The 26642-nt window shown below is 63.0% G+C and carries 26 protein-coding genes and 1 tRNA gene; 10 read left to right on the top strand and 17 right to left on the bottom strand.

The window, feature by feature from the left end; genetic code table 11:
• Positions 1-42: 42 nt before the first annotated feature.
• From V6617_RS03085 to V6617_RS03075, 3 genes are all read right to left on the bottom strand, one after another.
• Positions 43-1515: a M48 family metalloprotease gene (locus V6617_RS03085; protein WP_338609022.1), complete on the bottom strand. Its 1473-nt coding sequence runs from the start codon at positions 1513-1515 to the stop codon at positions 43-45.
• Positions 1512-2303: a thermonuclease family protein gene (locus V6617_RS03080; RefSeq protein ID WP_338609021.1), complete on the bottom strand. Its 792-nt coding sequence runs from the start codon at positions 2301-2303 to the stop codon at positions 1512-1514. The genes V6617_RS03085 and V6617_RS03080 overlap by 4 nt, the downstream gene beginning before the upstream one ends.
• A gap of 178 nt (positions 2304-2481) precedes the next feature.
• Positions 2482-3048 (bottom strand): gamma-glutamylcyclotransferase, encoded by a 567-nt coding sequence (locus V6617_RS03075; protein WP_422394797.1) that lies wholly within the window; start codon positions 3046-3048, stop codon positions 2482-2484.
• Positions 3049-3169: 121 nt separating this feature from the next.
• On the opposite strand from V6617_RS03075, the gene V6617_RS03070 reads away from it, so the two are divergent.
• Positions 3170-4138, top strand: coding sequence for a DUF2125 domain-containing protein (locus V6617_RS03070; RefSeq protein ID WP_338609017.1), 969 nt, complete (start codon positions 3170-3172; stop codon positions 4136-4138).
• Here the strand turns inward: V6617_RS03070 and V6617_RS03065 are convergent.
• Together V6617_RS03065 and hisC are read right to left on the bottom strand one after the other, a co-directional pair.
• Positions 4130-5065 carry a prephenate/arogenate dehydrogenase family protein gene (locus V6617_RS03065; protein ID WP_338609016.1) on the bottom strand — a complete coding sequence of 312 codons (936 nt, stop codon included), beginning with the start codon at positions 5063-5065 and terminating at the stop codon, positions 4130-4132. The two genes, V6617_RS03070 and V6617_RS03065, sit on opposite strands and share 9 nt — an antisense overlap.
• Positions 5062-6156 carry a histidinol-phosphate transaminase gene (gene hisC / locus V6617_RS03060; RefSeq protein WP_338609015.1) on the bottom strand — a complete coding sequence of 365 codons (1095 nt, stop codon included), beginning with the start codon at positions 6154-6156 and terminating at the stop codon, positions 5062-5064. The genes V6617_RS03065 and hisC overlap by 4 nt, the downstream gene beginning before the upstream one ends.
• A 188-nt stretch (positions 6157-6344) precedes the next feature.
• Between hisC and V6617_RS03055 the strand changes: the two genes are divergently transcribed.
• A complete protein-coding gene (locus tag V6617_RS03055) occupies positions 6345-6980 on the top strand; it encodes an exopolysaccharide biosynthesis protein (RefSeq protein WP_338609013.1) in 636 nt (211 codons plus the stop codon).
• A complete protein-coding gene (locus tag V6617_RS03050; protein WP_338609011.1) occupies positions 6977-8686 on the top strand; it encodes an alpha/beta hydrolase in 1710 nt (569 codons plus the stop codon). Before V6617_RS03055 ends, V6617_RS03050 begins: the two co-directional genes overlap by 4 nt.
• Positions 8687-8836: 150 nt before the next feature.
• Here the strand turns inward: V6617_RS03050 and V6617_RS03045 are convergent, their stop codons facing one another.
• Positions 8837-10726, bottom strand: coding sequence for a metallophosphoesterase family protein (locus V6617_RS03045; protein ID WP_338609010.1), 1890 nt, complete (start codon positions 10724-10726; stop codon positions 8837-8839).
• A gap of 234 nt (positions 10727-10960) precedes the next feature.
• On the opposite strand from V6617_RS03045, the gene V6617_RS03040 reads away from it, so the two are divergent.
• Both V6617_RS03040 and V6617_RS03035 read left to right on the top strand, forming a co-directional pair.
• Positions 10961-11614, top strand: coding sequence for an FMN-dependent NADH-azoreductase (locus V6617_RS03040; protein WP_338609009.1), 654 nt, complete (start codon positions 10961-10963; stop codon positions 11612-11614).
• Between the two features lie 41 nt (positions 11615-11655).
• The gene (locus V6617_RS03035; RefSeq protein ID WP_338609008.1) at positions 11656-12180 is read left to right on the top strand and encodes a MarR family transcriptional regulator; all 525 of its coding nucleotides are present in this window, start codon (positions 11656-11658) and stop codon (positions 12178-12180) included.
• A 36-nt stretch (positions 12181-12216) separates the two neighbouring features.
• On the opposite strand, the gene V6617_RS03030 is transcribed toward V6617_RS03035, so the two are convergent.
• Entirely contained in the window at positions 12217-12951 is a 735-nt protein-coding gene (locus V6617_RS03030; protein WP_338609007.1) for a class I SAM-dependent methyltransferase, read from the bottom strand.
• Between the two features lie 130 nt (positions 12952-13081).
• Here V6617_RS03030 and gloB point away from each other — a divergent pair, with 130 nt between their 5' ends.
• A complete protein-coding gene (gene gloB / locus V6617_RS03025) occupies positions 13082-13849 on the top strand; it encodes a hydroxyacylglutathione hydrolase (RefSeq protein WP_338609006.1) in 768 nt (255 codons plus the stop codon).
• A 9-nt stretch (positions 13850-13858) separates the two neighbouring features.
• On the opposite strand, the gene V6617_RS03020 is transcribed toward gloB, so the two are convergent.
• Positions 13859-14014, bottom strand: a complete 156-nt coding sequence (locus V6617_RS03020; RefSeq protein WP_338609005.1) for a hypothetical protein — start codon at positions 14012-14014, stop codon at positions 13859-13861.
• A 190-nt stretch (positions 14015-14204) separates the two neighbouring features.
• On the opposite strand from V6617_RS03020, the gene V6617_RS03015 reads away from it, so the two are divergent.
• Positions 14205-15626, top strand: a complete 1422-nt coding sequence (locus tag V6617_RS03015) for a cytochrome ubiquinol oxidase subunit I (RefSeq protein WP_338609004.1) — start codon at positions 14205-14207, stop codon at positions 15624-15626.
• Positions 15616-16620: a cytochrome d ubiquinol oxidase subunit II gene (cydB, locus tag V6617_RS03010; RefSeq protein ID WP_338609002.1), complete on the top strand. Its 1005-nt coding sequence runs from the start codon at positions 15616-15618 to the stop codon at positions 16618-16620. Before V6617_RS03015 ends, cydB begins: the two co-directional genes overlap by 11 nt.
• A 138-nt stretch (positions 16621-16758) precedes the next feature.
• On the opposite strand, the gene V6617_RS03005 is transcribed toward cydB, so the two are convergent.
• The 5 genes from V6617_RS03005 to V6617_RS02985 form a co-directional block, all read right to left on the bottom strand.
• A tRNA-Arg gene (locus tag V6617_RS03005) sits at positions 16759-16835 on the bottom strand.
• 65 nt (positions 16836-16900) lie between these two features.
• A complete protein-coding gene (locus V6617_RS03000) occupies positions 16901-18184 on the bottom strand; it encodes a porin family protein (RefSeq protein ID WP_338609000.1) in 1284 nt (427 codons plus the stop codon).
• Between the two features lie 70 nt (positions 18185-18254).
• Positions 18255-19187 (bottom strand): transferrin-binding protein-like solute binding protein, encoded by a 933-nt coding sequence (locus V6617_RS02995; RefSeq protein ID WP_338608999.1) that lies wholly within the window; start codon positions 19185-19187, stop codon positions 18255-18257.
• Between the two features lie 160 nt (positions 19188-19347).
• A complete protein-coding gene (locus V6617_RS02990; RefSeq protein ID WP_338608997.1) occupies positions 19348-20451 on the bottom strand; it encodes a helix-turn-helix transcriptional regulator in 1104 nt (367 codons plus the stop codon).
• A gap of 262 nt (positions 20452-20713) precedes the next feature.
• Positions 20714-21571 carry a GGDEF domain-containing protein gene (locus V6617_RS02985; RefSeq protein ID WP_338608996.1) on the bottom strand — a complete coding sequence of 286 codons (858 nt, stop codon included), beginning with the start codon at positions 21569-21571 and terminating at the stop codon, positions 20714-20716.
• A gap of 217 nt (positions 21572-21788) precedes the next feature.
• On the opposite strand from V6617_RS02985, the gene V6617_RS02980 reads away from it, so the two are divergent.
• Positions 21789-22742: an ABC transporter substrate-binding protein gene (locus V6617_RS02980; protein ID WP_338608995.1), complete on the top strand. Its 954-nt coding sequence runs from the start codon at positions 21789-21791 to the stop codon at positions 22740-22742.
• 227 nt (positions 22743-22969) lie between these two features.
• Positions 22970-23407 carry a GNAT family N-acetyltransferase gene (locus V6617_RS02975; RefSeq protein WP_338608994.1) on the top strand — a complete coding sequence of 146 codons (438 nt, stop codon included), beginning with the start codon at positions 22970-22972 and terminating at the stop codon, positions 23405-23407.
• A gap of 195 nt (positions 23408-23602) precedes the next feature.
• Here the strand turns inward: V6617_RS02975 and V6617_RS02970 are convergent, their stop codons facing one another.
• The 4 genes from V6617_RS02970 to ftsE all read right to left on the bottom strand — a co-directional run bounded on the left by V6617_RS02970 (position 23603) and on the right by ftsE (position 26598).
• Entirely contained in the window at positions 23603-23944 is a 342-nt protein-coding gene (locus tag V6617_RS02970) for a hypothetical protein (RefSeq protein WP_338608993.1), read from the bottom strand.
• Between the two features lie 248 nt (positions 23945-24192).
• The gene (locus V6617_RS02965) at positions 24193-25002 is read right to left on the bottom strand and encodes a lysophospholipid acyltransferase family protein (protein ID WP_338608991.1); all 810 of its coding nucleotides are present in this window, start codon (positions 25000-25002) and stop codon (positions 24193-24195) included.
• A 23-nt stretch (positions 25003-25025) separates the two neighbouring features.
• Complete coding sequence (locus tag V6617_RS02960) at positions 25026-25946, bottom strand: ABC transporter permease (protein ID WP_338608990.1); 921 nt, start codon at positions 25944-25946, stop codon at positions 25026-25028.
• Entirely contained in the window at positions 25939-26598 is a 660-nt protein-coding gene (gene ftsE / locus V6617_RS02955) for a cell division ATP-binding protein FtsE (protein ID WP_338608989.1), read from the bottom strand. The genes V6617_RS02960 and ftsE overlap by 8 nt, the downstream gene beginning before the upstream one ends.
• Positions 26599-26642 lie beyond the last annotated feature (44 nt).

Genomic DNA, 26642 nt, shown 5'->3' with positions numbered 1-26642 from the left:
ACGGTCGGGGTGGGACCAGCGCTTGGGGCTGACCGGCCCGCCTCAATCGACCCGTACGACCTTGTAGGACGCCCCCGCCTCCACCGGATCGCCCGGCAGCAGATTGTTGAGCACCAGAAAAAGCTCGCGCCCGCGATTGAGCTGGCCCATGCGCTGGGCCAGCGTGTCGGCATTGTCGCTGCCGCCCGCCCGCACCAGCCCCAGCTTGATGGTCCGAATTGCCGCGAGGTCGCTCTGCTGGGTGCGCCGCAGGCTCTCGACCGTCTGCTGCGCCGCCCTGCGGAACGCGCTCGTGTCGGCGCGTCCGGCAAAGATGAACCGGAACACACCATCGTCGACCCGCGCCACCGTCACATCGAAAAACCATTCCTCGGTCTGGGCCCGGCCCGTCGCCGTCTCGATGCCGTTGATGGTGCGCGTGGTCACCGTTTCGGGCTGCAGTCCGGCAATCCACCCCGAGCGCAGATAGTCGGCAAGCGATGTCGAAGCGGGCACCTGCGCGCTGTCGAACCGCAGCGCCGCCCCATCACCCGCGACGGCGACAACGGCCTGGTTGGACATCTGCAACCCGTAGTCGGACGGCACGGTGAAGGTCAGCCCGTATTGCGGCGAGATATAACGCTGCCCGACAATCGTTCCCTGCTTGCCCGAATCCCCGAAGGTGATCCCGTCGACCGCCGCAAGATACCCCTGCCGGTCGGTGATCCCCACGCCTGGTTCGCCGTAATTGCGCGCTTCATCGATCGCCCGCTGGATACGGTCTGGCGTCGAGGGATGGGTGGACAGGAAGTCCTCGCCCCCGTTAGCGGCGCTGACGAACTGCGCGAACCGTCCCATGGCGGTCAGAAACCGCGCCGCCGCATGGGGATCGTAACCGGCTCGCGCCGCGATCTTGATGCCCTCGCGGTCGGCTTCGAGTTCCTGGTTCTGGGAGAACGCGGCAAGGTTCTGCGCCGAGCGCTCGGCGGTCGCATTGGCATCGATCACCCCGCCCAGAACCCCGGTAATCACCCGGTCGACGATTTCGGTGGTGCGCACCCGCGCCGAGCGGGCCCGCGCATGGCGCAGGGTCACATGGGCGATCTCGTGGGCGATCACCGCCGCCAATTCGCTCATGTCGTTGGCCAGCGCCAGAATGCCACGCGTCACATAGATGAAACCGCCCGGCAAGGCAAAGGCGTTCACTTCCGAGGAATCGAGAATGGTGATCGTGAACTGGGTTGCCGGCTGGCCCGCTGCCGCCAGAAGTTTCGAGACCATGCGCGCCAGCATCAGCTCGGTCGCGCGGTGCTCGTAAACCCCGCCATACGAAGCGATGATGCGTGGGTGCTCGCGCAGCCCGATCACCGCATCTTCGGGGTCCGTTCCGGCCGGCACTGCCGGCGCCGAACCGCCAGTCTGACGCGTGGCGATATCCGACCCGCCCAGCAGTCCTGAACAACCCGCGACCGCGGAAACGAGCACAAGGCCCGTGCCCGACAGAAAGGCGCGACGTGTGAAGGTCCTCTCGTTCATGGTCTTGCCAGAACCTCGATCTGTTCGGGGTGGGTGACATCGATGCGCGGTCCATCAGCGCTCTCGATCCAGCCGCGCACCCGGATCACGCTATTGTCCAGGCCGAGCGGATCGATACCCGCTTGCTCGAAAACCCGCAATCCCGCCTCTTCGATCACCGCGGTAAAATCTTCGCGCCACACGCGCCCGAAATTGAGATAGACCCGGTTTCCAACGTGCTCTGCGTTGAGCACCCGACCTTCCACAAGTTCATACCCGCCGACCCGATCGAGCAGCGCCCCCGGATCGGCGCCGTTACGAACCCCATAATAGGGATCGCGCCAGATGCCCAGCCGGTCGGCCCGCCCCTGCGCCTCGGCGGCATAAAGGACATCCAGGCACGAGCGGTTGTCGGGAAACGAATAGACCCGCGCCAGGCCCCGGCGCAGCATTTCGGCCTGCACCCAGACAACTTCCCCGTCGCGCTCGACCATCACATGAGCCAGCGCCCGTCCGTGCCGGTCGCGGTTCTCCCCGCCATAATAGAGCGAAACCTCTTGCCCCATCACCAACTCTTCGATCGCCGCTTTGGCTTCATCGCCCAGCGGCCAGGCCTCGAAACCCTCGCGCCCCAGCGGCAGCTTGGGCGCCTGAATGCCGACCAGCCGCACGGTCAGCCCGCCCTCGAGATCGAACGTATCGCCGTCCGAAATCGAGACCACCCGGCCCGAAGGCCCGGCCTCCAGCGCATCGCAGCTTTGGGAAAGGGCAGGCGCAACGCCCGGCACGGCCATGAGAAGTGTCGTCACGAGCAAACGTCTGAGCAAATTCGGCCTCTGAACCGGGCCGCCCCAGGGCGGCCGTATTTTGCGACTGAACCGCTGCATCCCCCGCAATGCTTCGGATTCGATTGTTGGTTCACTGTGCACGCAATTGCGGCAAAAATCATCATTATTGTCCGATCCCGGGCTTTTTAAGGGGCGCCTCTCACCCGGCCGCCGACTGGTTTTCGGCCGGCGCGTGCTTGCTGGCAATCATCGCGGCGAGCGCCTGCACCTGCCGGTCGGCTATCCCCATTTCTTTGAGGTGCCGGGCGGTGTTGATCACATACTCGATATTGGATCCAGCCTCCCCCACCGCGCCATCGACCAGCGCGAACTGCTCTTCGAGCGAAAGCCGCCCGGCATATTGGGGATGATGAGGATCGGCAACGAAAGTGAGGGTTTCCACGATCTCGCCATTGGCCAGCTTGGCGGGACGATGGGTTTCCACATACACCATGGTCACCTGTTCGCGCGCCCGCAGATAGTCGCGCACCTCGTCCCAGTCGCTCTCGGCGATCTTGAACGCCATCCCCACGCACGCCCCGCCGCGCTCGAGCCCGAACACAAGTCCCGGCCGCTCCGCTGTCCCCCGATGCAGGTGCGAATAGATGCACAGCCGCCGATGCACGCCGCGCAACAGTGCCCGCTCGGCGCGCTCGAACACGAAACCGGGCCGCCAGATCAGCGATCCGTAACCGAAGACCCAGTGCGAGGATGGTTGAGAAGGCATGGACATGGGTCAAGGTTTGGCACGCGCATTCCCGGCGCGCAAGATGGCCGCGACCCACTCATCGGCAGCCAGGGCGCAATTGCCTCATGACGGCCACGCGCGAACCCTATATGAAGCGCCTATGAAGCGCTTTGTCATAATGATCGTCGCCGTCGTCGCCGTCTCGGTTCTGTGGATGGGTGGCTGGTTCTATATCGCCGGGCAGGTCCGTGGGGAAATTTTGTATCTGGCCCAGGCCGATGGCATCACCCAGCCGCGCCTGGTCTGCGACCGGCTCGATGTGGGCGGCGCACCCTTTTCGTTTTCGCCCCGCTGCACAGATGCGCAGATCATCTCCGGGGATATGACCATCGAACTGGCCGCCATCACCGGCACGGCGCTGTTTTACACCCCCACCCACATTCAGCTCTTCGCCACCGGACCCGCAAAGATCACCGATGCGTTCACCGGCGCCACCCAGGAGGTGCGCTGGTCGAACATGCACGCCAGCCTGCGGCTCGATAACGCCATGATCGAGCGCTTCTCGGCCCTGGCCGACGATCTGGTCTATGCCGACATGCTGATCGGGGAAACAATCATCGGTACCGCCACCCATGGCGAATTCCACCTGCTCGACGCCACGCCCGCCGATGCCCCGCCGGGAACCGGCACCGTGTTCGACGCCTACGCCACGCTCGAGGATGTCACGAGCCAAGACAACGATATCGCCAATGGCAGCCTCGTCATCGATGCCCGCCTGTCCGGCCTGCCCGATCCCGCGCTCTGGGGCGACCCGCAGGTGCTCGGCTTCTGGCAGGCGCTGGGAGGCGAACTGGTCCTGCGCGGCATTGAGGCAAGCGCCGACGGGCTTTCGCTGATCGCCCAAGGGGCCGCCAACCTCACCGATGCCGGGCTGGTCAACGGCAATCTCGACATCGCCTCCCAGGGCGTTGCCGATCGCATCGCCGCTCTTGTCGGTGACCCGTCCGTGGCCCAGATCGTTCTCGGCAGCCCGGGCGAAGACGGCGTCTCGCGCCAGACCCTGCGCATCAATGACGGCACCGTCGTTGTCGGCATCATCCCTGTCGCCAGCCTGCCGCCGCTATTCTGAAGCCGGCTCGGAAGGCTTCGGGTCCCCATGCGGACGGCCGAAATCGGGCGCTTCGGTTTCCTGTCCGGCGGCAATGATCGAGCGGCGCACCGCCCGCGTGCGGGTAAAGAGCGTTTCCAGCGCCTCGCCATCCCCGACCCGCACCGCGCGCTGAAGCACCGAAAGGTCTTCTAAAAACCGCCCCAGCATTTCGAGCACCGCGTCGCGATTGGTCAGAAACACGTCGCGCCACATCACCGGATCGGACGCCGCGATGCGGGTAAAATCGCGAAACCCGGACGCGGAAAACTTGATGACTTCCGATTTGGTGTCCTGTTCGAGATCGTCGACGGTCCCCACGATATTGTAGGCCACCAGATGGGGCACATGACTGGTGATCGCCAGCACCATGTCGTGGTGGGCCGGGCTCATCGCCTCGACATCGGACCCCAGCCCCTTCCAGAACGCCTTCAGCAGCTCCACAGCCTTGGGATCGGTCCCCTCGGGCGGGGTCAGAACGCACCAGCGGTTTTCAAACAGATCGGCAAACCCCGCCGATGGCCCCGAATGCTCGGTCCCCGCCAGGGGATGGCCGGGCACGAAATGAACGCCCGCCGGCACATGCGGCCCCACGACATCGACAACATGGCCCTTGACCGAACCCACATCGGACAGGATCGCGCCGGCCTTGAGATGGGGCGCGATTCTGGCAGCAATCGCCTCGTAGCTCCCCACGGGAGAGCACAGAATCACAAGGTCGGCATCTTTCACCGCCTCGGCGGCATCGATCGTATAGATATCGCCCAGCCCCAGGGCCCGCGCTTCATCGAGCGTTTCGGCCCGCCGCGTCGAAATGGCAATCGTTTTGGCCAGCCCGGCCCGCCGCGCGCCCAGCGCTATCGACGACCCGATCAGCCCGATACCGATAAGGGCGAGTTTCTCGATCATTTTGATTCCATGAAGTCTTTGAGTGTAGCAGCCACCGCTCTCATCGCCCCTTCGCTGCCGATCGAAATGCGCAGACCGTTGGCAATCCCGTACCCGCCCATTTCCCGCACCACCAGTCCGCGCTCGAGCAGCGCACCATTGGCCGCCTTGGCCATGTCCGCATCGTCAAACAGCACAAGAATGAAATTGCCCTGGCTGGGCAGAACCCGCAGCCGGTTCGACCCGATTTCGGCGCTCAGCCACACCCGCCACTTGTCATTGTGCTCGCGCAGCGCTCTGGTGAACGCCACGTCCCGCGTCGCCGCTTCCGCCGCCACCTGCCCCAGCACCGAGACGTTGAACGGACCGCGGATCCGGTTGACCGCATCGACAAGATGGGCCGGACCGTAAAGCCAGCCCACCCGCGCCGCCGCCAGCCCCATCTTGGAAAAGGTGCGCACCATCACGACGTTCTCGCTGCGCTCGACCAGCGAAATCCCCACCCCGTAATCGGGGGCTGTCACATATTCGGCATAGGCCGAATCGATCACCAGCAAGACGTTCGCCGGCAGCCCGGCATGGAGGCGATCGAGAGCTTCGGCATCCAGATACGTGCCCGTGGGATTGTTGGGATTGGCCAGAAAGACGATTTTCGTCTTACGCGTCACCGCCGCAAGGATCGCATCCACATCGGCGCAATAATCGGTTTCCGGCGCCACCACGGGCGTCCCGCCCGCAGCACGGGTGATGATGGGATAGACCATGAAGCCATATTGGCTCATCACCGCCTCGTCCCCATCCCCGATATAGGTCTGGGCCAGCAGGTGCAGCACTTCGTCCGATCCCGCGCCCACCACGATCCGCTCGGGATCGAGGCCATGCACTTCCCCCAGCGCGGCGCGGAGTTCGCGTGAGGATCCCTCGGGGTAAATCTCGAGTTTTTCGGCCGCCGCCTTCACCGCCGCGATGGCCTTGGGGCTCGCCCCCAGCGGGGACTCATTGGCCGAGAGCTTGATCGTGTCGCCGGCCATTTTGCCCGGCGCGCTCGAGCGGCCCGGCACATAGGGGGCAATGGTCAATATCCCCGGTTGCGGAACGGGTCTGTCACTCATGGCGCTTCACATAGACTGGCTTGGGCGTACCCCCTGTTACGGGGCCGCGCGGACCATAGTGAATGGCTCACCTTAAAGCAATCGCCTCCGGCAAGGGACAGCCAATGCACCCTTTGCCGGTTGATCGCATCCTCCCATGACGGCATGATCGCCCCACCTGCCACTTTTTCGTTTCGCAAGGCCAGCCCATGACATCCACCGAAGCCGAACCCACACCCGTGGAGGTTCAGATCGGTGGCCTGCTCGAAGCGCTCCACGCCTCCCAGCAAAAGCCCGATCCGCGGTTCACGGTCGCCAGCCTGATCGCCGCGCTCGGCGTTCATTCCCATATCGTTGTGATCCTGGTTTTTTCCGTCCTCAACATGGTGCCCGGCCCGCCCGGATATGGCGGCACCATCGCCTTTGCCATCATCGGCTTTTCCATCGCCATGCTGATTGGCGCGCCGCTGACGCTTCCCGGCTGGATCCGGCGCCGCAAGCTCCCGGCCAAGGCCCTGATGCGCGTGACCAAACTCTTTGCCCGCATGGCCGCCGCCATGGCCCGGGTTTCGCGGCCGCGCTATCTCTTGGTCTCCGCCCCCGTCTTCCAGCCCGTTCTGGCGCTGTTCATCATCGCGGTCAGCCTGCCCATGATGCTGCCCATTCCCTTCATCAACGCCATCCCCAACGCCGGCATCTGCGTATTGTGTCTGGGCTGGATCAACCGCGACGCCGTGGTCATCATTGCCGGGATCGTCCTCGCTCTTGTCGGGCTCACCATCGCCGGCGCCGCCATCTGGGGCGTCTGGCATCTGGCCAATGCCGCCGTCGGGGCCGTGCAATGATGCCCGTTTTCCGGCCCATACGGCCGGTCCGCCGGTTCATCCTGCATCTGCCCGCCGGCGGGGTGTTCCTGGGGCTTGTGTTTTTCGCCCTCTCGCTCACCCCCTCGCTCATCCCCCGCCATTTCCTCATTCAGGGCATATTGTCGGGCTGCGTGTTCGCCGCCGGCTATGGCATCGGCGTCTTTCTCGAATGGCTCTGGAACTTCATGGGGCTGCGGCCGCCATCGCGCCGCTGGATCCGATACGCCCAATGGACGATGATCGGCGCCGGATTGGCTTTTGCATTCGTGTGCCTGTGGCTTTCCACCGGCTGGCAGAATTCGATCCGCGCCGTGATGGACATGGCTTCTGTCGAATCCAACCAGCCCATCTATGTCGTCGCCATCGCCATCGTGCCCGCCCTGATCCTGATCGCGCTCGGCACATTGATCGTTTCGGGGGTCCGGCTGGTTTCTGGCTGGCTTGGGCTCATCATCCCGCCCCGCGTCGCGCTTGTGGGCGGCATCATTGTGGTGATGATCGTCACCAATATCACCGTCAACGGTGTGCTGGGGCGCTGGGCCTTTATCGCCGCCGACCGCTTCTATGCCAACCTCGACACCCTGGCCGGCGCCTATGAGGAGCAACCCACCGATCCCCTGCGCTCAGGCAGCGCCGCCTCGCTCATCGGCTGGTCGACCATCGGGCTCGACGCCCGCGTCTATGTGCAGTCCGGCCCCACCGCCGCCGAAATCGAGGCGATCACCCAAAAGCCCGCCATCGACCCCTTACGCGTCTATGTCGGCCTGCGCTCGGCCGAAACCGTCGAGGAGCGCGCCCGCCTCGCGCTTGCCGAACTGTTGCGCGTCGGTGCCTTCGAGCGCTCGGTGCTCGTGCTCATCATGCCCGTGGGCACCGGCTGGGTGCAGCCCCCCGCCATCGATACGCTCGAATTCCTCCATGGCGGCGACGTGGCCAGCGTCGCCCTGCAATATTCCTATCTCACCAGCTGGCTCTCTTTGGTGTCCGAGCCCAATGTGGGGGTCGAGGCCGCGCGCGCCCTGTTCGATATCGTCTATGATTACTGGAACACGCTGCCGGCCCAGACCCGCCCCGAGCTCTACCTGCATGGCCTGAGCCTTGGCGCCTACTCCTCCCAGGCATCGATCAACCTCTTCGATGTCCTCTCAAATCCCATAGCGGGCGCGCTTTGGGTCGGTCCGCCCTTTGCCAGCCAGATCTGGCGCGACGTCACCGGCGCGCGCAATCCCTTAAGCCCCGCCTGGCTGCCGCAGGTGGGCGACGGCTCCATCGTGCGCTACGCCAACCAGTTCGAGGGCCTGCAATCGGACGGAGGGCGCTGGGGGCCGCTGCGCCTGTTCTATTTGCAATATGGCTCCGACCCGGTTGTGTTTTTCGACCCCGGCACGATCTATCGCCGCCCCGCATGGCTCGAGGGCCGCCGCGCACCCGACGTTTCCCCTGACCTCACCTGGTATCCGGTCGTCACCTTCCTCCAGGTCACCTTCGATCTGGTCCTCGCCCAGACCTCCCCGGTCGGTTACGGCCACGTTTACGCCCCCCAGCATTATCTCAAGGCCTGGATCGAAATAACCGATCCCGACGGCTGGACCGAAGCCGAACTCGACGCCCTCACCGAGCGCCTCTCCCGGACGGGCACCTATCGCGATATCGTGGGCGGATGGTTCCGGGAAAACGATCCCTAGAGCCAAGGATTTGATTGAATCAAATCCTTGGCTCCAAACCCCTGTTTTGTCGCGTGTCCGAACCGCAAAACCGTTTCCACTTTTGCTGGACACGCTCTAGCCTGGCGGCCAGTCAGGGCCCGGCGCCAAGGCGACCGGGCCCCTTGTTTGCTAATCGGCAGCGATATCGAAGCTGTCGACGACATTTCCGGCAAGATCGACGGCCTTAAAGCTCAGCACATCGTCACCGACGGTCACCAGCTGGTAGGTCTGAATCTCTTCGACCAGCACCTGGGGAGAAAACCCGAAGCGTTCCTCGAAGCGATCTGCCTCGTAGTATTTGTTGCCGGCATTGGCGATGACGTAGATCGTGCCCTCCGGGTCCGGCGCGCCGGCGCGCACGGCCGGGGTTCGTTGGTACATGTGGTGGTGCCCCTGGAGGACCAGGTCCACGTTGTACGCGTCAAAAAGAGGTGTCCAGGCTTCGCGAAGCTCGGGCTCGTCCTGGCCGCCCCGGCCCGGATAGACAGGCTGGTGGAAAGCGACGATGTTCCAGCTCGCCTCCGAATTGGCGAGCTGATCTTCCAGCCACGCCGTCTGGGCCGCGAGTTCGGCTTCGCTCTTGCGGTTGGCGTCGAGGACGACAAACAGCGCATCGCCATAGCCAAAGGCATAGGTGCGCTCGGTCAGGCCCTCGGCCCCATTCTCGGGCAGATCGAAGGTATCGAGATAGACCGAGGGGCTTGGGGTGCCGTTGTACTCATGATTTCCGAGCAGGGGCACAATGGGCGTCGACGCGAAGGCGTTACCGGCACCTGCAAAGAAGCCATCCCAGTCGTCCCGCTCCGGTCCGCGCGCCACCAGGTCGCCGGCGATGAGATGGAAGGCGGCGTCCGGGGCAGCCTCGGCGGCCATCTCGACGAGTGGCGCCCAGGTCTCAAACCCATGCTGTACGTCGCCCCAATAGATGAAGCTGAACGGTTCTGGCTCGTCTGGGGCCGTGCTGAATGTGAAGGGATCGCTCCAGCCGCCTTCGTCGCTGCCCACGACATAGGTGTATTGTGTGCCCGGCTCGAGGTCGGTCAGGCGCGCGGTGTGACGCATGATTGTCGGATCATTGGCAGGCTCGGGCCAGAGATCGGTGAGCATGCCGGGAAAATCGTCGATCGCCGTGTAGTCGCCCATGATCTGGTCGCGCGGAGAATCGATAGCAGCGGCGTTGGCCTCGACGGTTTCAAAATCGCCTTCGGGATCGAAAGCTTCAGACGGCGCGATGTGCACTTCGCCAGTTCCGATCTCTTCTGCGGTGCGCCAGGAGATCGAAACCTGCCGACGCGGATCGGCACCCAGATTGATCACGACCTGGTCGGGCGCGGGCGTTGAGGGGAAGTCGGTAAATCGTGCGAACTCCACAAGAAAGCCGTCATGGCGACGGCTGCGCAGAAGCTGGACGACCGTCAGGCCTTCGAGTTCCTCGGGCAGCATCTCGAAATAGCGGCTGGGCTCGTCCTTCCAGGCGGGCGTGTCCAGCTCGGCGGTCGCGACGCCGTAATGATCGGCCAGTCCGGTGATCTCGAGCGTATCCTCGGGGTTCTGCGGCGCGACGATCACGGCATATTGCTCGCCGCTGTCGCCGATTTGCGCGCTGGTCAGGCCATTGACACCAAGCCCGATTGCACCGGCCGCGAAATCGGCCTTCCAGACCTTCCAATTGGTCTCGTGGCGAATCTGGAGTTCGAGATCGGTCGGCTCGAAGCCAAAATCTTCGAACCAGAACGGTTCGACGCCACCGCGTGCGATATAGACCGTAACCGGGACGTTGACGTCGAACTGGACGAACTGCTGACCCATGGCCTCGCGCTCGGATGGCGACAGCAGGGCAAGGGCGGATTCAGCGTCAAGCGCGCGGAACGTATCGGTGTCGAGTTCGGTCGCGAAACGCTGCTGAACCGCGAAAATGGTGTCGCGGGCGGTGTCCGAGGACTGCGCCAGCGCCATTGTCGGAACGAGCGCGCTGGAGGCAGCGAAAAGCACTGCGAGGGCGTGCAACGGCTTGGTCATCAAAAAAGATCCCGGATAATTGGCGCGCGCCCGCTCCTCCCATCAAGGAGATGGCAGGGCGCCGCGCTCAAGTTTAACTACGGCGCAGGAGCTAACGCCGTCGGGTCACAATTTGATGACGCTCGATGATGACACCCAGAACCGCCCGCCGGCTCGAAGATCCAATTACCGTATTTACAAAATATGATCTTTCTAATAGATGATCTTTCAGTTCTATCATCTGAAAGTAATTTTATGCCCACGCTCTTTCGCCTCGACGCCTCCATTCGCAATGAGGGCTCGGTCACCCGCGCCATCGCCGATACGCTTCAATCCGCGCTTGTCTCCGATGGGGCAGACATCTCCCTTTCCCGCCGCGAAATCGGCCTGAGCCCGCTGCCCTCCACGGCCTGGGCCGATGCGGTGTTCGCGCCCCACACAGCACCCGACCAGCGCACCGCCAGCCAGACTTCGTCCCTGCAGCTGGCAACCGAGCTGGCCGATGAACTCATAAAGGCCGATGCCTATGTCTTTGCGCTTCCGTTCTACAATTTCGGCGTCTCCCAGCACTTCAAGACCTGGGCCGACATCGTGCTCACCGATCCGCGCCTGGCGTCCGGTGTCGAGAGCCCGATAAAGGGCCGCCCCGCCCAGCTCATTGTTGCCCGTGGCGGCGGCTATGGCCCGGGCACCCCGCGCCATGGTTGGGATCACGGCACCGCCTGGTACCGGCGTATCCTCGCCGACATCTGGATGCTCGATCTCGAACTCGTCGAATGCGAACTCACCCTGGCCGATGTCAACCCGGCCATGGAATCGTTGCGCGGGATGGCCGCCGAAAATCTTGCAAATGCCCACGCACTGGCCGGCGAGAATGGCCGGCGTCTGGCCGGACGCCTGCGGGGCTGACCATCCTCGACTTGCGCGCTGCCGGAGGCTAAAATGGTGCCATGGACACTTCGGACAACACCCCGGCAGCCCCCTCGCTCCCCGTCAATCTCGGCTGGGCCCTGGCAACGCTGCTGCGCACCTATCAGACCCGGGTCGAGGCAGCCCTTGTCGGGCTGCCCGGGGGGGCGCGCGGTTTTCTGGTGATGGCGCTCGTCGAAAAGGAAACCTGCCACAGCCAGGCCGCCATCGCCGAGCGTCTGGGGCTCGACAAGACCATCCTGACCTATCTTCTCGACGGGCTGGAAAAGGATGGCCTCGTCAAGCGCACCCCCGATCCGCAGGACCGCCGCATCCGCCACATCAAGATCACGGCAAAAGGGCAAAAGACCCTCGCCAAATTCACCCGTGCCGTTGAACAGGTCGAAAAACAGGTGCTCTCGCGACTGAACCCCGAGGAAGCGGCCTGGTTCCAGCGCTCGCTCTCGAGAGCCGCCGGGCTCGACGCGGACAATGCCCAATCGCCCGACGAGGCCGAGAGCGTCGAAATCTGTCAGGCCACCCTGGGCACCAGCCAAGCGTGCTGACCCCCCATCGGTCCGGCGAGAACGCCGCCCCCTTCTCTAAAACCCCTCCCGCGCCGTCTGCGGGCTGAGCTCGGGCGCGCCCAGCGCCTTTTCGGCCCGCTTGCGCCGCGCGATGGCGGGAAACTGTTCCTTTTTCGCCCGAACGCACATCGCCCCGGCAAAGGTCGGTCCGAACATTTTCGATGCGCGCTCGATCATCCGCGCCGAGCGCAGGATCGGTCCCGAATGAATGGGGGGAAAAAACAGTCCGTCGCGCCAGACTTGGGGCGTAAAGGAGTGATCGCGCAATAGCTTGTCCATCTGCCCGCGCGAATAGGGCTGGCCATAGCCGAACGGATTGGTGTCCAGCCCCGCCCACAGCCCGCGCCGCCGCGGCACGACGATGATCACCTGCGCGTTGGGCGCGCAGATCCGCCACAACTCACGCATCATGTCTTCGGGGTCCACGACATGCTCGAACCCGTGAATGACGATCACCATGTCCATGGCCGCGTCGGTCAGCGGCATTTCCAGCGGATCGCACAAAACCGTGTGCGAGGGGCCCTCGCGCGGCCAGCTCGAAGCCCCCTGCCGGGCCGGCATGAAGGCCAGCACCCGCTCGGCCCCCTTGAGCGCCCCGCGCAGATAGGGCGTGGCAAACCCCAGCCCCAACAGCCGCAACCCGGTGACATCCCCGGCCAGCTCGCTCACCTGCTGGCGGATCGATTGCCGCGTCAGCCGGCCCAGGGGTGATTTGTAAAAGCGGATCAGCCCGTCGACGTCAGGTGTCATGGATTTTTGTTCACTCGCGCCAGATGCAAACGCACCTGACCTATGTGGGCGGTTTGGTCTCCAACGTCAAACCTTGCATGTGACAGGCCCGCGCCATACCCTTGCCGCAAAATCAAACAGGAGGCCTGCCATGTCCCTCGAAATCGCCGTTTTCCCAGCGCTCAGCGATAATTTCGGCTATCTCGTGCGCGATACAGCGTCAGGCCGCGTCGCCGCCATCGACGCCCCCGAAGAGGCCCCGATTCTCGCCGAACTCGAAAAGCGCGGCTGGACCCTGACCGATATCGTGATCACCCACCACCACCCCGACCACACCGACGCCATCGCGCCCCTCAAGCGGCAATTTGACTGCAACGTGATCGGCCCCAGGGGCGAAGCGGGCAAGATCGCCGGGCTCGATACGCTGGTGGGCGGCGGCGATACGGTGAGTTTGGGCGAAACGATCTTTGAGGTGATCGACGTGCCCGGCCACACCCTGGGCCACATCGCCTTTTTCGCGCCCGAGGAAAAAGCGCTGTTTTCCGCCGACGCCCTGTTTTCCATGGGCGTGGGCCGCATGTTCGAGGGCGATGCCCAGTCCATGTGGGCCGGCCTTGAACGGCTCAAGGCCCTGCCGCCCGAAACCATGGTCTATTGCGGCCACGAATACACCCTCGCCAACGCCAGATTCGCCCTCTCGATCGATCCGGACAATTCCGCCCTCAAGGCCCGCGCCGAACAGGCTCAGGATCAGATCGATTCGGGTCGGCCCACCATCCCCTTCAATCTGGGCGAGGATCTTGCCGCCAACCCCTTCCTGCGCGCCGATACGCCGGAAATGGCCCACGCCATGGGCCACGAAGACGCCCCCGCCTGGCAGGTCTTCGGCGCCATCCGCAAGGCCAAGGATAACTTCTAGAGCGAACGGCTATAGCCGCTGGCGCAATTCGTCGATTTGCTGGATGCGCGTTTCAAGCTCGGATTTGAGGGCCATCCGGTCGGCATCGGTATAGCGGTTGACCGCCACGGTGCGCTCGAGCTCCTCAATGGCGCGGGTAAGCTTTGCAAGCGCTGAGGACGGCATGGGCGGGGCTCCGGTTCAATGTCACGTACGGCCGGGCTTATCATACCCCCGACCCGGATGTGCATATAGTTTGGCCCGCCCCTGCGGCAAGCCACCTCTTGGGGCAGTATGCCGCGCGCCTTACCGCCATCGGCCATTTGCAATTGAGCCAAAAGATCGGTTTGATGTGTCAGCCCTTACGAGGTGATACATGGACTACGGACAGACGGCTGAACTGCTGGCGCGGATCCAGTTCGCTTTCACGGTTTCCTTCCACTTCATCTTCCCGGCCTTTTCCATCGGCACGGCGAGCTACCTTGCGGTTTTGAACGCGCTCTGGCTCTGGAAGCGCGACCCCGCCTATCTCAACCTCTTCGAATACTGGAAGACGATCTTTGCCATCACCTTTGGCATGGGCGTGGTGTCGGGCATCGTCATGAGCTACCAGTTCGGCACCAACTGGTCGGTGTTTTCCGAGCGGGCCGGGGCGGTGATCGGGCCGCTGATGGGCTATGAGGTGCTCACAGCCTTTTTCCTTGAGGCGGGGTTTCTCGGCATCATGCTGTTCGGCCGCAAGCGCGTCGGCGAAGGGCTCCATATGTTCGCCGTCGCCGTGGTTGCCTTTGGCACGCTGGTTTCGGCCACCTGGATCTTGTCGGTCAATTCCTGGATGCACACCCCCGCCGGCTATTCCATCGACGAGCTGGGCCGGTTCGTGCCGGAAAACTGGTGGGAGATCGTCTTCAATCCCTCCTTCCCCTACCGCCTGACCCATACCGTTCTGGCCGCGTTTCTGACCACCGCCTTTGCCGTGGGGGCCGTCGGGGCGTTTCACCTGCTGCGCGACCGGACCAACCGGCAGGCACGGATCATGTTTTCCATGGCCATGTGGATGGCCGCCGTCGTGACCCCCATCCAGATTTTCGCCGGCGACATGCACGGGCTCAACACCCTCGAACACCAGCCGGCCAAGATCGCCGCCATGGAAGGCCATTACGACAGCCACGACGGCGCACCGCTGATCCTGTTCGGCATCCCCGACGATGAGGCCGAGGAGACCCGGTTCGCCATCGAAATCCCCTATCTCGGCTCTTTGATCCTGACCCATCATCTCGATGGCCGGGTGGAGGGTCTGAAAGCCTTTCCCGAGGATGAGCGCCCGCCCGCGCTGATCCCCTTCTTTGCCTTTCGCATCATGGTCGGCATTGGCTTTTTGATGCTGGGGATCGGCATTTGGTCGCTGTGGGCCCGCTATCGCAAGACGCTCTACGAGGCGCGCTGGCTGCACCGGGCCGCGCTGGTCATGGGTCCCTCGGGGTTTGTAGCGGTCATCGCCGGGTGGTTCACCACCGAGGTGGGCCGCCAGCCCTACACCGTCTATGGCCTGATGCGGACATCGGAGAGCCTCTCGCCGGTCGACGCTCCGGCCGTGGGGGCATCGCTGACCGCATTCGTCATCGTCTATTTCTTCGTCTTCGGCGCCGGGGTCTTTTACCTGCTGCGCCTGATGCACCGCACGCCGGTTCTTGAAGACGATCGCGAACTCGAACGCGGCCCGCACCGCGCCAGCGGCATCAACCCCGGTCCGGCCCAGGAAAATACCATCCGCGAAGGAGGCGATCGTGCCGATTGATCTGCCGACGGTCTGGGCGGGGCTGATTGCCTTTGCCGTGCTCGCCTACGTGGTTCTCGACGGGTTCGACCTGGGGGTGGGCATCCTTTTCCCTTTCTTCCCCAGCCGTCACGACCGCAACATCATGACCAATTCCATTGCGCCGGTCTGGGACGGCAACGAGACCTGGCTGGTGCTTGGCGGCGGCGGGCTTATGGCGGTCTTCCCGGTGGTGTATGCAACGGTGTTGCCGGCGCTCTATATGCCCATAATCCTGATGCTGCTGGGCCTGGTCTTTCGCGGCGTCGCCTTCGAATTCCGCTGGCGCACCGTCCGCTGGGCCAATTTCTGGGACACGGGATTCTGGATCGGATCCACGGTATCGGCGTTCATGCAGGGGATCGCGCTCGGCGCTCTGGTTCAGGGCATAAACATCGTTGACCGTGAATATGCGGGCGGCTGGTGGGACTGGCTCACCCCGTTCTCGATCGTCACCGGACTTTCCGTGGTCATCGGCTATGCGCTGTTGGGCGCGACATGGCTCAACCTCAAGACCGGCGGAAAATTGCAGGCCACCGCCCGGCGCTACGCCATGATCACCGGCATTGCCATGCTCGGTCTGATCGGTATCGTCTCGCTCTGGAGCCCGTTTATCTCCATTGTCTATTTCGAACGCTGGTTCACCTTCCCTGCGTCCCTGTTCTCCTACATCGTCCCCCTGCTTCTGGCTGGCTGCGCCCTGGCGCTCTGGCACGGGCTGACGCGCGACAAACACCTGCAGCCGTTCCTTGCTGCCCTGGGCCTGTTCGTGGTGAGCTTTGCGGGGCTCGGGATCAGTTTCTATCCCTATATCGTGCCAACGGCGCTGACCATTGAAGAGGCCGCCGCCCCCGATTCCAGCCTGTTGTTCCTGCTTGTCGGAGCGCTGGTGCTGGTGCCCATCATCCTGGCCTATACCGGCTATGCCTATTGGGTGTTTCGCGGCAAGGTGGACCCCGACGAGGGCTACCATTGAAAAAAGCACAACAGCTCGGCACCCGCCTTTTGTGGTTTGCCGGATTGTGGGCGGCCGGCGTGGGCACGGTAACCGTGGTTGGCCTTCTCATCCGCTGGGTGCTGCTGGGTTGAGCCGCTCGACGGCGCGGCACGAAAATGGTGATCCCGACTGGATTCGAACCAGTGACCCTCAGATTAGGAATCTGATGCTCTATCCTGCTGAGCTACGGGACCACGGCCATAGCGCTTAGCAAAATCGGAGGGTGATGGGAACCGGCAATTGCCGTGCGATCACGGTCCTAGAACGCCTTGGTCAACCCCAGGCTGACATCATGGCTGTCATGGTCGAAAAAGCTCACATTGGAAAACTGCCGCGTATAGCTGTAGGTGAGCGCCGGGGTAAAACCGCCAAGATCGATCCGGCTGTTCGAGACCGTAACCCCCGCGCTCAGCCGATCATCGAGGCGCGGCGTGCCGGTGCCCGGATAGTTCCCCAGATACTGGTCCCTGGCATAGCGTGCAAAAAGCGAAGTCGAAAATCCGCCCCGCCAATCGCTCGCCACCCGCACTTCGCCAGACACCCCGTCCCGGTCGAGATGGGCCCTTTGCGTGCGTTCGATGTCCATGCCCACTGAAAGACTTGCCCGCACCGTCGGGCTGAACGCATGGGTCAATTGCGCACCGGCCAGCACCCGAAACCCGTCACGATAGGCCTGCGAGGCGTAGTCCTGGCCCAAAGCGGTAAAGCTTAACCCCACAAGGTTTTGCGGCCCGGCAAGAACATCGAGTTTCCCGCTCAGCCCATAGCGCACAAGGTGGGGCTCGAGCCCCCGATAGGTCGCATCGGCAATCGGGCCGAGCGCAAATCGGCCATTGCCGATACGGCCCTGCCAACTCAGTCCGGTGCTCAGCGATATCTGTTCGGCGCGCGTTCCCTCGATATCGGTGGTCAGATCCGCCGCAGCGCTTGCAACGATGGTCTGCCCGTTGGGCAGATTGGAGCTGTGATAGGCGCTCCCACCGATCGTTATCGCCGTCCCAGCCGTCCGGCGCGAATCTGGATCGATCGCAAAGGCCAGTCCGCCAGCGGCAAAAGTCTGGTGCGAACTGCCCCTGTTGAGATTGCTCGATGGCGCTATGGAAAAATGCATCTCGGCGCCATAACCGCGATTGGCCCTGATATGGTCGAGGCCCGACTGCGCAAGGCTACCGATTTCGTCATCGGGGTGGAGCGCCAGGATGTCCAGATGGTGCTGTGCGCCCTCGAAACTGCGCATGGCGAGCAGGCTTCTGGCCAGTTCGACACGCGCCGCAACGAAACCCGGCTCGATGGCCAGCACGGCGCGAAACAGCGCGGCGGCCTCAGCGTTCCTGCCCTGCTGCCGGGCGATCAGCCCTTCGAGATGGGTACGATGAAGCGCATGCAGCGCCGGCTCGGTTACAGTGGCGGCAAGATGGGCGCGGGCCCCACCATAGTCCCCCGAGGCCATAAAGCGTGCCAGCAAGGCGCCGTCGGGTTCGCGACCGGCCGCCGTGCCCGCCAATCCCAGAACAAGAGCCACCATAAGGATCGCAATACGCATCGCCTGTATCCCAAAAACAGACGGGTACGGCACGATCATGCCGTACCCGTTACAGGTTGGAGGCCCGCAATTAATCCTGGGTGCCCGAGAAGGCGCCGGTACCGACCGTCTCGTCGCCGCTGATCGCCATGACGCCGCCGACTTCCTGCCCGTTCGCGCCATAGAACTTGCCGCTATAGGTGCCGCCCAGATTATCGAGCGAGAACGCCGTCAACAAATCGCTGTCGGGGGTGATGGTCCCGGTGAACCCCGTCCCTGAAATTGCCGCGCTGTTGAGGGCCACCGTCCCGCTCACTGCCGCCGCTCCGAGCACCTCGATATTGTCGACAAGGCCCGATATCTGACCGGCGTTGAAATCCGCCGCCATCGTCAAATCGCCCACGATACGGGTGGTGTCGTTGAACGTCGCGCTGTCTGTGAGCGCGGCAGCCGCAAAGCCCGAATATGTGGCATTGGCCTTGCCCTCCAGAGCGTCCGGCATGGCTTCCGTGCCCACGACCGCAAACCCGCTGGTCGCTTCTCCCGCAGGATCCCAGAAATAGCTCCACACCTGATGGTGGGCGGTGCTGGACACATCGAGCACGTCGACGACATCCCCGTCCCAGCTGTCGAGCCGGTAGTACGGCCCGCCCGCTCCCCCATCGAACTCGAGGGCGCCCCCGCTGATGTCGGCGGCGGTAAAGCTGTAGGGAACGCCGTCGATGGTTACATCGAGGCCGCCCTCGGCATTGGCGGCAATCGAGAACGTCGCGTCATCGAGCGCCCGCGTTTCGTCTGCGTCGAAGTCGTGTTCGACGCCAGAGCTCATCAGGCTGTTGTACGCCATCAGCGTCTCGCCGTCCGCCAGCGCCTCGCTCGCCGTGCCCGCCGATGCGGCAAACAGTGCCGGCGAGGGCGTTCCCCCACCGCCCCCGCCGCCTGCACCGCCCCCGCCTGTTGACGAGCACCCCGCCAACAGAATTGCCGAAAAGCCGATAAGGAAAAATGGAGCGTATCTGCGCATGGGGTCCCCCTGAAGCTGCCTCCGAACGCACAGCAACCAAAGCTGCCGCACGATCGGATTTCTGTCGGAAAGGACGCTAGCAACCGCTCAAGGGTCGCAATATCCCCCAACCGGGGGAGGCAAACGCGGCGGCGATCGAAATCGGACCCGCCCGCAGTTATCAGCCGGGCCGCCGGGCCGTGATCGAGCGAACCAGCCCGACAAGAGCGCTTTGCCGGTTGGTGTCGGTCTTGAAAAATATGGAATTGAGATGCGTCTTGGCCGTTTCCCGGCCCATCCCGCATTTCTCCGCCGCCTCTGTCAGGCTCAGACCGGATGTAAGTTCAAGCGCAATCCGGGCTTCGGCCGGGGTAAGCCCGTACGCCCTTTTGAGCAGCGCGGCACTGGGCAGTGGCTGACGGTCGAGATCGGTCAGCAAAACGATGAACCGCGCAAAAAAGAACACGCCGTCAAACCGGTTTGGCACCGGCAGCACATCGAGCAGCAATGGACGCCGACCGGGCCGTTCGATGCGCAGCGGCCCCGATTCGTCGGGCCCTTGGGCAACCACCTTCTTTATGGCCGCCGAAACGGAGCGGGCCGCCGCCCGATTGTAAGATGTCACCGTGCGGCCAAGCACCGTCAGACTGTCCCCCATCAACCGCTCGGCGCCGCGGGTCATTTCGATCACCAAGCCCTGGCTGTCGAGCAGGATCGCGGCCTCGTCCAGCGCATCGAGCATGCCCAGTCCCAGCGTCGTCTGCACCCAGCCCACACGCTCGGCCGTCGTTACGACCCGCGCCAGATGACCTGAAACGACCCCGAAAAGCCGACGGTCCTCTTCGGAAAACATTTCCGCTTTTTCGCCGCGAAACACCGACAGCACATACTGACGCTCGGGCGTATTAAAAGTGATCCCTCCCCACCATTTCTTGTCGAAAGGCAGCATCAGTTCCTGATAGTAGGGGTTATCGCTGTGAACGTCCTCGGTCGCGATATCCTGCTCGAGGACGATGGTCTGCCCCCGGTCGGTCCGCGGCCAGCCGCGTTTGGCCCGATAGTCATCGAGATGCCATCCATCGACGACAAAGCGTTCGGCAAACTCGGCAAGATCGGACGAAAACGGCAGGTTGATCGTGTCCTCGGCCGCCACCCGTGGCACCGTGATGGCCGAATCCGCCCCGATCGCATCGCACAATTGCGCCAGCCCCGCCTGCCACAGCCCGCGCTCAAACCCGGCCTCATAAAGTCCGTCAAAAGCGGCACGAACACCCTCAGGCAACATGCCCCGTCTCCCAAAAGCCCCTCACATATTTGTATTTAAGAGCATTTCACTGTATCTGGCAAACCCGTAACAGTATTGACATCGCGACCACACAGGCTCCGCTGTTTAGTCGGCCACGGCCAGGCACTATTACTCCGTGAAAATTTGCTGCCTCAAACCGACAACTGATGTGCGCCCCACGGGTCGCAAGCATCCAGCAATGCCGCATGAACCGGCATCGTTCGACAGCCGCGCTGCGCGCCCGTCAGGCCGCAAAAACCGTTCAGGCAGGAGCCGGGCTGCCGGCCGGGGCAATGCAGAGCCGGTTTCGTCCCTCGCGCTTGGCCCTGTAGAGCGCCATATCGGCCGCCCGCAGCATTTCCGCCCCTGAACTGTCCGTCGTCAACGAGGACACCCCGATACTGGCGGTCACCGTCAGATCCTGCCCGCCCGGCAGGCTGAGCCTGGATCCGGCGATCTTTTCGCGCATCCGCTCGCCCAGGACAAAAGCGTCCCCGGCCGGGCAGTTGGGCGCCAGAACGACAAACTCTTCGCCGCCATAACGCACGACGCTGTCGCCGGGCCGGACCGAAGACACAATCAGCGAACAGACATGGCGCAGCACCTGGTCACCGACCTCATGGCCATAGGTGTCGTTGACATGCTTGAAATGGTCGAGATCGATCATCATGGCCGAGAGGGGTGTATTGAGCCGTGTCGAGCGGCCGACCTCCTCTTCGAGTTTGCTCTCGAGATAGCGCCGATTGTAGATGCCGGTCAGCGGATCCTCGATGGCGTCGCGTTCGAGCTTGGCGATCCGCACGACATCGCTGGTGGTGATGAATGACAATCGCGTCACCGCCATGGTGAAGGCACCGGCCAGCAGCAGCATCAGCGCCACCAGATCGTTGGCGACCAGCGCCCGCCCTTCCCACAGAACGATCAGCGCCACATAGCCTATGGCAAAGGATGTGATGACCGCACCAAGCGACATCCAATGACGCCGCAATGCGCTCGATTTGCCCAGCAGGCCGGTGATCGACCGCACCGTGCCCAGGGCAAGCAGATGCAGCCCGATCCCGATGACAAGCAGGATATCATCGACATACATCATCGTTCTTTCCGTGAGCGCTATCTCCATTGCTGCTCCCTACGTCAGCAAAAGTTAGCGCTTCATTACGGATCCATCACGACCAGTTTAGCGCAGCAAATTTGGCCAGGACGGGCAAACCCGACAATAGAAGGGTTTTTCCGGCTGACCGATCGGCTGCCGCCATCAATACAGGGACATGCAACAATAATTGACAATAATGATCATATAATTTTACTGGCATGAGATTAATGCTGGGAGCAGCCCCATGACACCGTTTGATCGCCGCACCTTCCTGTCCGGTTCCACAGGTCTGCTGCTTGCATCCGCGCTCACCCCGATTCCAGCCACAGCCCAGAATGATGGATGGCGGTTTGTCGATGACCGGGATATCGAAATTTCCCTGCCGCACCGCCCGGTCAGAATCGCCGCATCCTATCCCGTTCTCACCACCCTTTGGCCCTACGGCATCCATCCCATCGGCCTGATCGCCCATCGCGAACCGGCGGCCCTGCCCGGGCTCGAGCAGGCAGGCGTGGACATGAGCGCGGTCAAGGTCTTGAAAAGCGCTGTGGATGGCTGGAATTTCGAGGCCGTCCTCGCAGCCGAGCCCGACCTCATCCTCACCCATGTTACCGGCGATGGGGTGGTGTGGGGCATCGGTGGCGATACCGCCGACCAGGAGCGCCTTGAAAGCATCGCTCCAATACTCGCGCTGCGTGGCGATCTTCCCGTCGAGGCCGGAATCGAACGTCATCGCGAACTCGCCCGCGCTCTGGGCGCCTCCACAGCGCTCGAGGTGGGACGCGCCGATTTCGAACAGATTGTCGCCGCGCTCCGGCAGACCGCGGCCCAAAAACCCGATCTGAAAATCCTCGTCGCCGCCCCCGGGGAAACCTCGGTTTTCGCGATGTCGAGCGGGCCGGAGTTCCCCGATCTGGCTTACCTCTCCCAATTGGGCATCGAAATTGTCGATGGCGGAATGCAGGATTTGAGCTGGGAGCAGATTATCGACTATCCCGCCGACATAATCCTGACAGCCGATCGCGGCGGCATCCCTCAGCTCGATCATATCCCAACCTGGACTCTCCTGCCCGCAGTCGCCGCCGGGCAGGTCTATCCCGTCTGGCGCTACCAGCCGCCCTATAGCTATCTCGGCTATGCCCAGGCCTATGGCCCCATTCTCAACGTCCTCAGGACGGCCAGGAAAGTCATTTCTTAGGGTCAGGCCCCATGGAGCGCGTCCAGCAAAAAGTGGAAGCGGTCTTGAAGTTCGCAACGCGCGAGCAAACAAGGACTTGGATCGGGCCGCGATAGCCAATACCGGATTTGATCCAGGCGTCTTTCAGAACGAGTGGCTCTGTGAAAGATTGACTCTGGAGCGGAGCCGGAAAAGGCTGTGCCTCCTTGGTTCGATCCGACGGCAAAACCAGGCTTTGGGCAAACCCGATGCACGATCTCCAAGACCTGTGCCAAGGCCATCTGCCACAGATCGCGCCTTGGTTCGACGATCCGGTGACCCGGAGATGGTTGGGTGGCCGCGACTGGGCCGAGAACACCCTGCTGCTGGCAAAAGCCGACACCAACAGGCACGGGCTGATCGCCTCGATCGAGGGAAATCCTGTCGCCCTGCTGGACGTCGAAGTCTATGCCGACTCCAGCGCCAGCTTTGCCATCGTGGTTGATCCGCGCCTTCGCCAGCGCGGCATTGCGACAAGGGCCTTGAAGGCCATGCTCGAATTCACGCGATTTGCGACAGTTTCGCGCTTTTTTGCCGGCGTTGAACACGGCAATGAGTCGAGCACACGCTTTCTGGCCCGGCTGGGTTTTACACCTACCGCAAAACCCTCGGAACAGGGATTTATCGATTACGAACTGGTTCGGTAGGGCCCGACGACGCGCTACCCTGCCCCCCGCACCGGCATCAAAGCCGGCCAATCGCTGCCCCGACCCTAGAGCGTGTCCAGCAAAAGCATGTCCTCGACGCGATCGGGGATAGAAACGGTTTGCGGTTCGGACACGCGACAAAACAAGGTTCAGAGCCAAGGATTTGAGTCAATCAAATCCTGAACGACTCTAAGGTTACGCCGCCCGCCCCAGCGCCCGGCGGCTGCCTTCGAGGTCCCACACAAGCGTCATCACCGCCAGCGGATCACGCGGCGCAACAAGGGAAAGCATGCTCGCTCCGCCCGCGCTCAGCCGACGAAACTTCTCGCGCGCCCGGTGATCGCCGATCAGGTCCTCGGCCGTGCCGGCCCAGCCGATCACCCCATTGTTCTCGAGCGCGTAGAGCCGGCTCGGCGCCATGGCGACCCCGGCCTCCCGCTCGCGCTCCATCAGATAGCGCCGGCCCGACCGTCCCGTCCAAAGGACACTCGCCGCCTCGCCGCCGCCTGTTTCGGTAATGCTGTCCAATCCGATCATGGCCACCCTCGAAAACGGCCTGCGCTGTCCCGCCCGAAAAGGCGGAAAATTCATCTGGCGATCGCCAGCCCCTTTGGGCCAACCGATCCAATGAGAACAAAGTTAGAACAAATTGAACGAAACGTCAATCCCATGCACGCCCAAATCGTCCCATTGCCTGCAAACGATGTCAAGATATTGTGTCCCGATTGCGGCGAGACACAATCTATCGCATTTCGATGATCAAAATCGCCCGGAACTGCGTTCGGTCAGGATGCGGTACCCGATTGCGCTTCGAGTTCATTGATCCGAGCGCGAAGCCGCGGGGAAATGGGCCGGGCCAGTCCCTTGCGCGCGTCTTCGAGCACCATGGCATTGGTCTCGGTCTCGATGCGCGCGATCAGGGTTTTCAAAAATTGTTCGCCGGACAGCCCCGGCATGATCGGCTCGAGAAATTTCGCCCGCGCCGTCCCGGGCCACAAGACCAGGCTGTTGCGCCCCCAGTAGAGCCCCGAGGTCAGCGCCACCGGCACCACCGGAACGTCCATCGCCAGATACATCCGCACGATCCCCGAGCGATAGGCCGGCGTGTCGAGCGGCGCCCTTCGCGTGCCCTCGGGGAATATGATGACGCGGCAGCCCTTATCGAGCGCCTCTCTTGCCTCCTGGGTCATGGCCGGCAGCGCATCCTTGCCCCGCTTGCGGTCCACCGAGATCGTATCCATCCACCGCGCCGCCCAGCCAAACAGCGGAATGTCGAGCAGTTCTCTTTTGGCGATGAACGCGGGACGGCCCACATGAGGCAGCATGGCAAAGATGTCCCAGTCCGACTGGTGCTTGGCCCCGATGATGCTCCCGCCTTCGGGGATGTTGTCCATCCCCGTCACCTCGGTCCTGATCCCCACCAGCCAGCGCAGGAAAAAAAGGTTCGCCCCGTTCCAGTATTGCGCCAGGCTCCATCCCGTCGATTTCAGGTTCGGCGTCAGCCTGGCCATCAGCCCGATAATGATCGCCAGGATGAACGTGTGAACGAAAAAGAACAGATAGAACACCGCCGAGCGGATAGCCTGAACGATCATGGCGCTGTTTCCCGCCTTGGAGACTAAGATATCTGGGAGAGAAACCGCCGCACCGTCAAGCGCGAGGTGATCGCCGTCAGCCCGGCAATCACCAGCACTACGCCGATGATCCCCAATATGCCGCTGATCCCCAGCGCGAACTGCCCGAACAGAACGCCCAACTGCGCGCTCGATTGCTCGGGCACCACAGTGCTCATCGCCGTGCCCGCCACGATGAAAAACACGATCGCCGCCAGCCCGCCGACCAGTCCGCCCTTGAGCCCGAGCAACAGGAAACGCCCCTGAAATTCCCCGGCGATGAACTTGTTGGACGCTCCGATGAAATGGAGCACGTCGACGATTTCCCGGTTGGTCGACATCGTGCCCCGCGTCGCGAAGACGATGGCCAGCGCCGTTGCCACAAGGATCAGCGCCAGAACCAGTATCCCGGATACAACGATGGTTCCGGCCATCGTGTTGAGCTGCACCCGCCAGGCGGCATGGGTTTCCAGTGTCGCCCCGGGAATGGCCGCAATCTCGCTTTCAAGCCGCGATATATCGGCCGCATTGGGATCGGCCAATTGCACGATCACCAGCCGCGGAACGGCGAGATCGGACAGGTCCAGCCCTTCGCCCAGCCAGGGCGCCAGCAGCTCTTCGCTTTCCTCGATCGATACCACCCGCGCGCTCGCCACACCCGGCACCGCTTCCGAGAGCGAGACGGCCAGCCGCAGGTTGGACTCGATCACTTCCCCATCGAGCGGGCGCACCTGAATGGTCAGCTCGCGCCCCACTTCGGCCGACCAGCCCAGCGCCGATTTCTGCACCAGCAGCACGCCGCCGAACGTTACGCAGGACAAAAACGTCATGATGCCGATCAAAAGCATCAGCGTGCGACCCGCCACCGATTGCGCCGGAACGATCGGGTTGGGACGGGAAAAATTGAGCCTTAACCCCTCACTCATGGATGGTCAGCTCCCCCTCGGTGAGCAACATGCGCGGATAGTCGAATTTGTCCAGCAACGCCACCTCATGGGTCGCCAGGATTATCGTCGTGCCCATCCTGTTGAGCTGTTCGAACAGATGCAAAAGCCGCTCGGACAGCTCGGGGTCCACATTGCCCGTCGGCTCGTCCGCCAAAAGGATGTCGGGATTGCCGATCACCGCCCGGGCAATCGCCGCGCGCTGCTTTTCCCCGCCCGAAAGCACCGCCGGATGCGCGTCCATCCGGTCGCCCAGCCCCACCCAGTCGAGCAGTTCTTCAACATTGCCGCGATAGCTCGCTTCCGCCTGCCCGCGCACGCGCAGCGGCAGGGCGACATTTTCAAATGTCGTCAGATGATCGAGCAGCCGAAATTCCTGAAAAACGATCCCGATATGGCGCCGCATCTGCAACAGCCTGTCGCGGTCGAGCGCGGAAACGTCTTCCCCGAACATCGAAACCGACCCCCGCGTCGGCTTGAGCGAGAGCAGCAACAGCCGCAAAAGCGAGGTCTTGCCCGATCCCGACGGCCCGGTCAGAAAATGAAACGAGCCCGGCGAGATCGCAAAGGTCAGATCTTTGAGGATTTCCGGCCCGTGTCCGTATCGAAGGCCCACATTTTCGAACGCGATCAAACCGCTTTTCTCCGCGAATCATCTGGCTGGACACTATCCTACCA

It is taken from the genome of Pelagibacterium nitratireducens (assembly GCF_037044555.1).
Classification (GTDB): Bacteria; Pseudomonadota; Alphaproteobacteria; order Rhizobiales; family Devosiaceae; genus Pelagibacterium; species Pelagibacterium nitratireducens.
The sequence above is the reverse complement of the archived record's forward strand: the minus strand, read 5'-3'. Positions and strand labels throughout refer to the sequence as shown.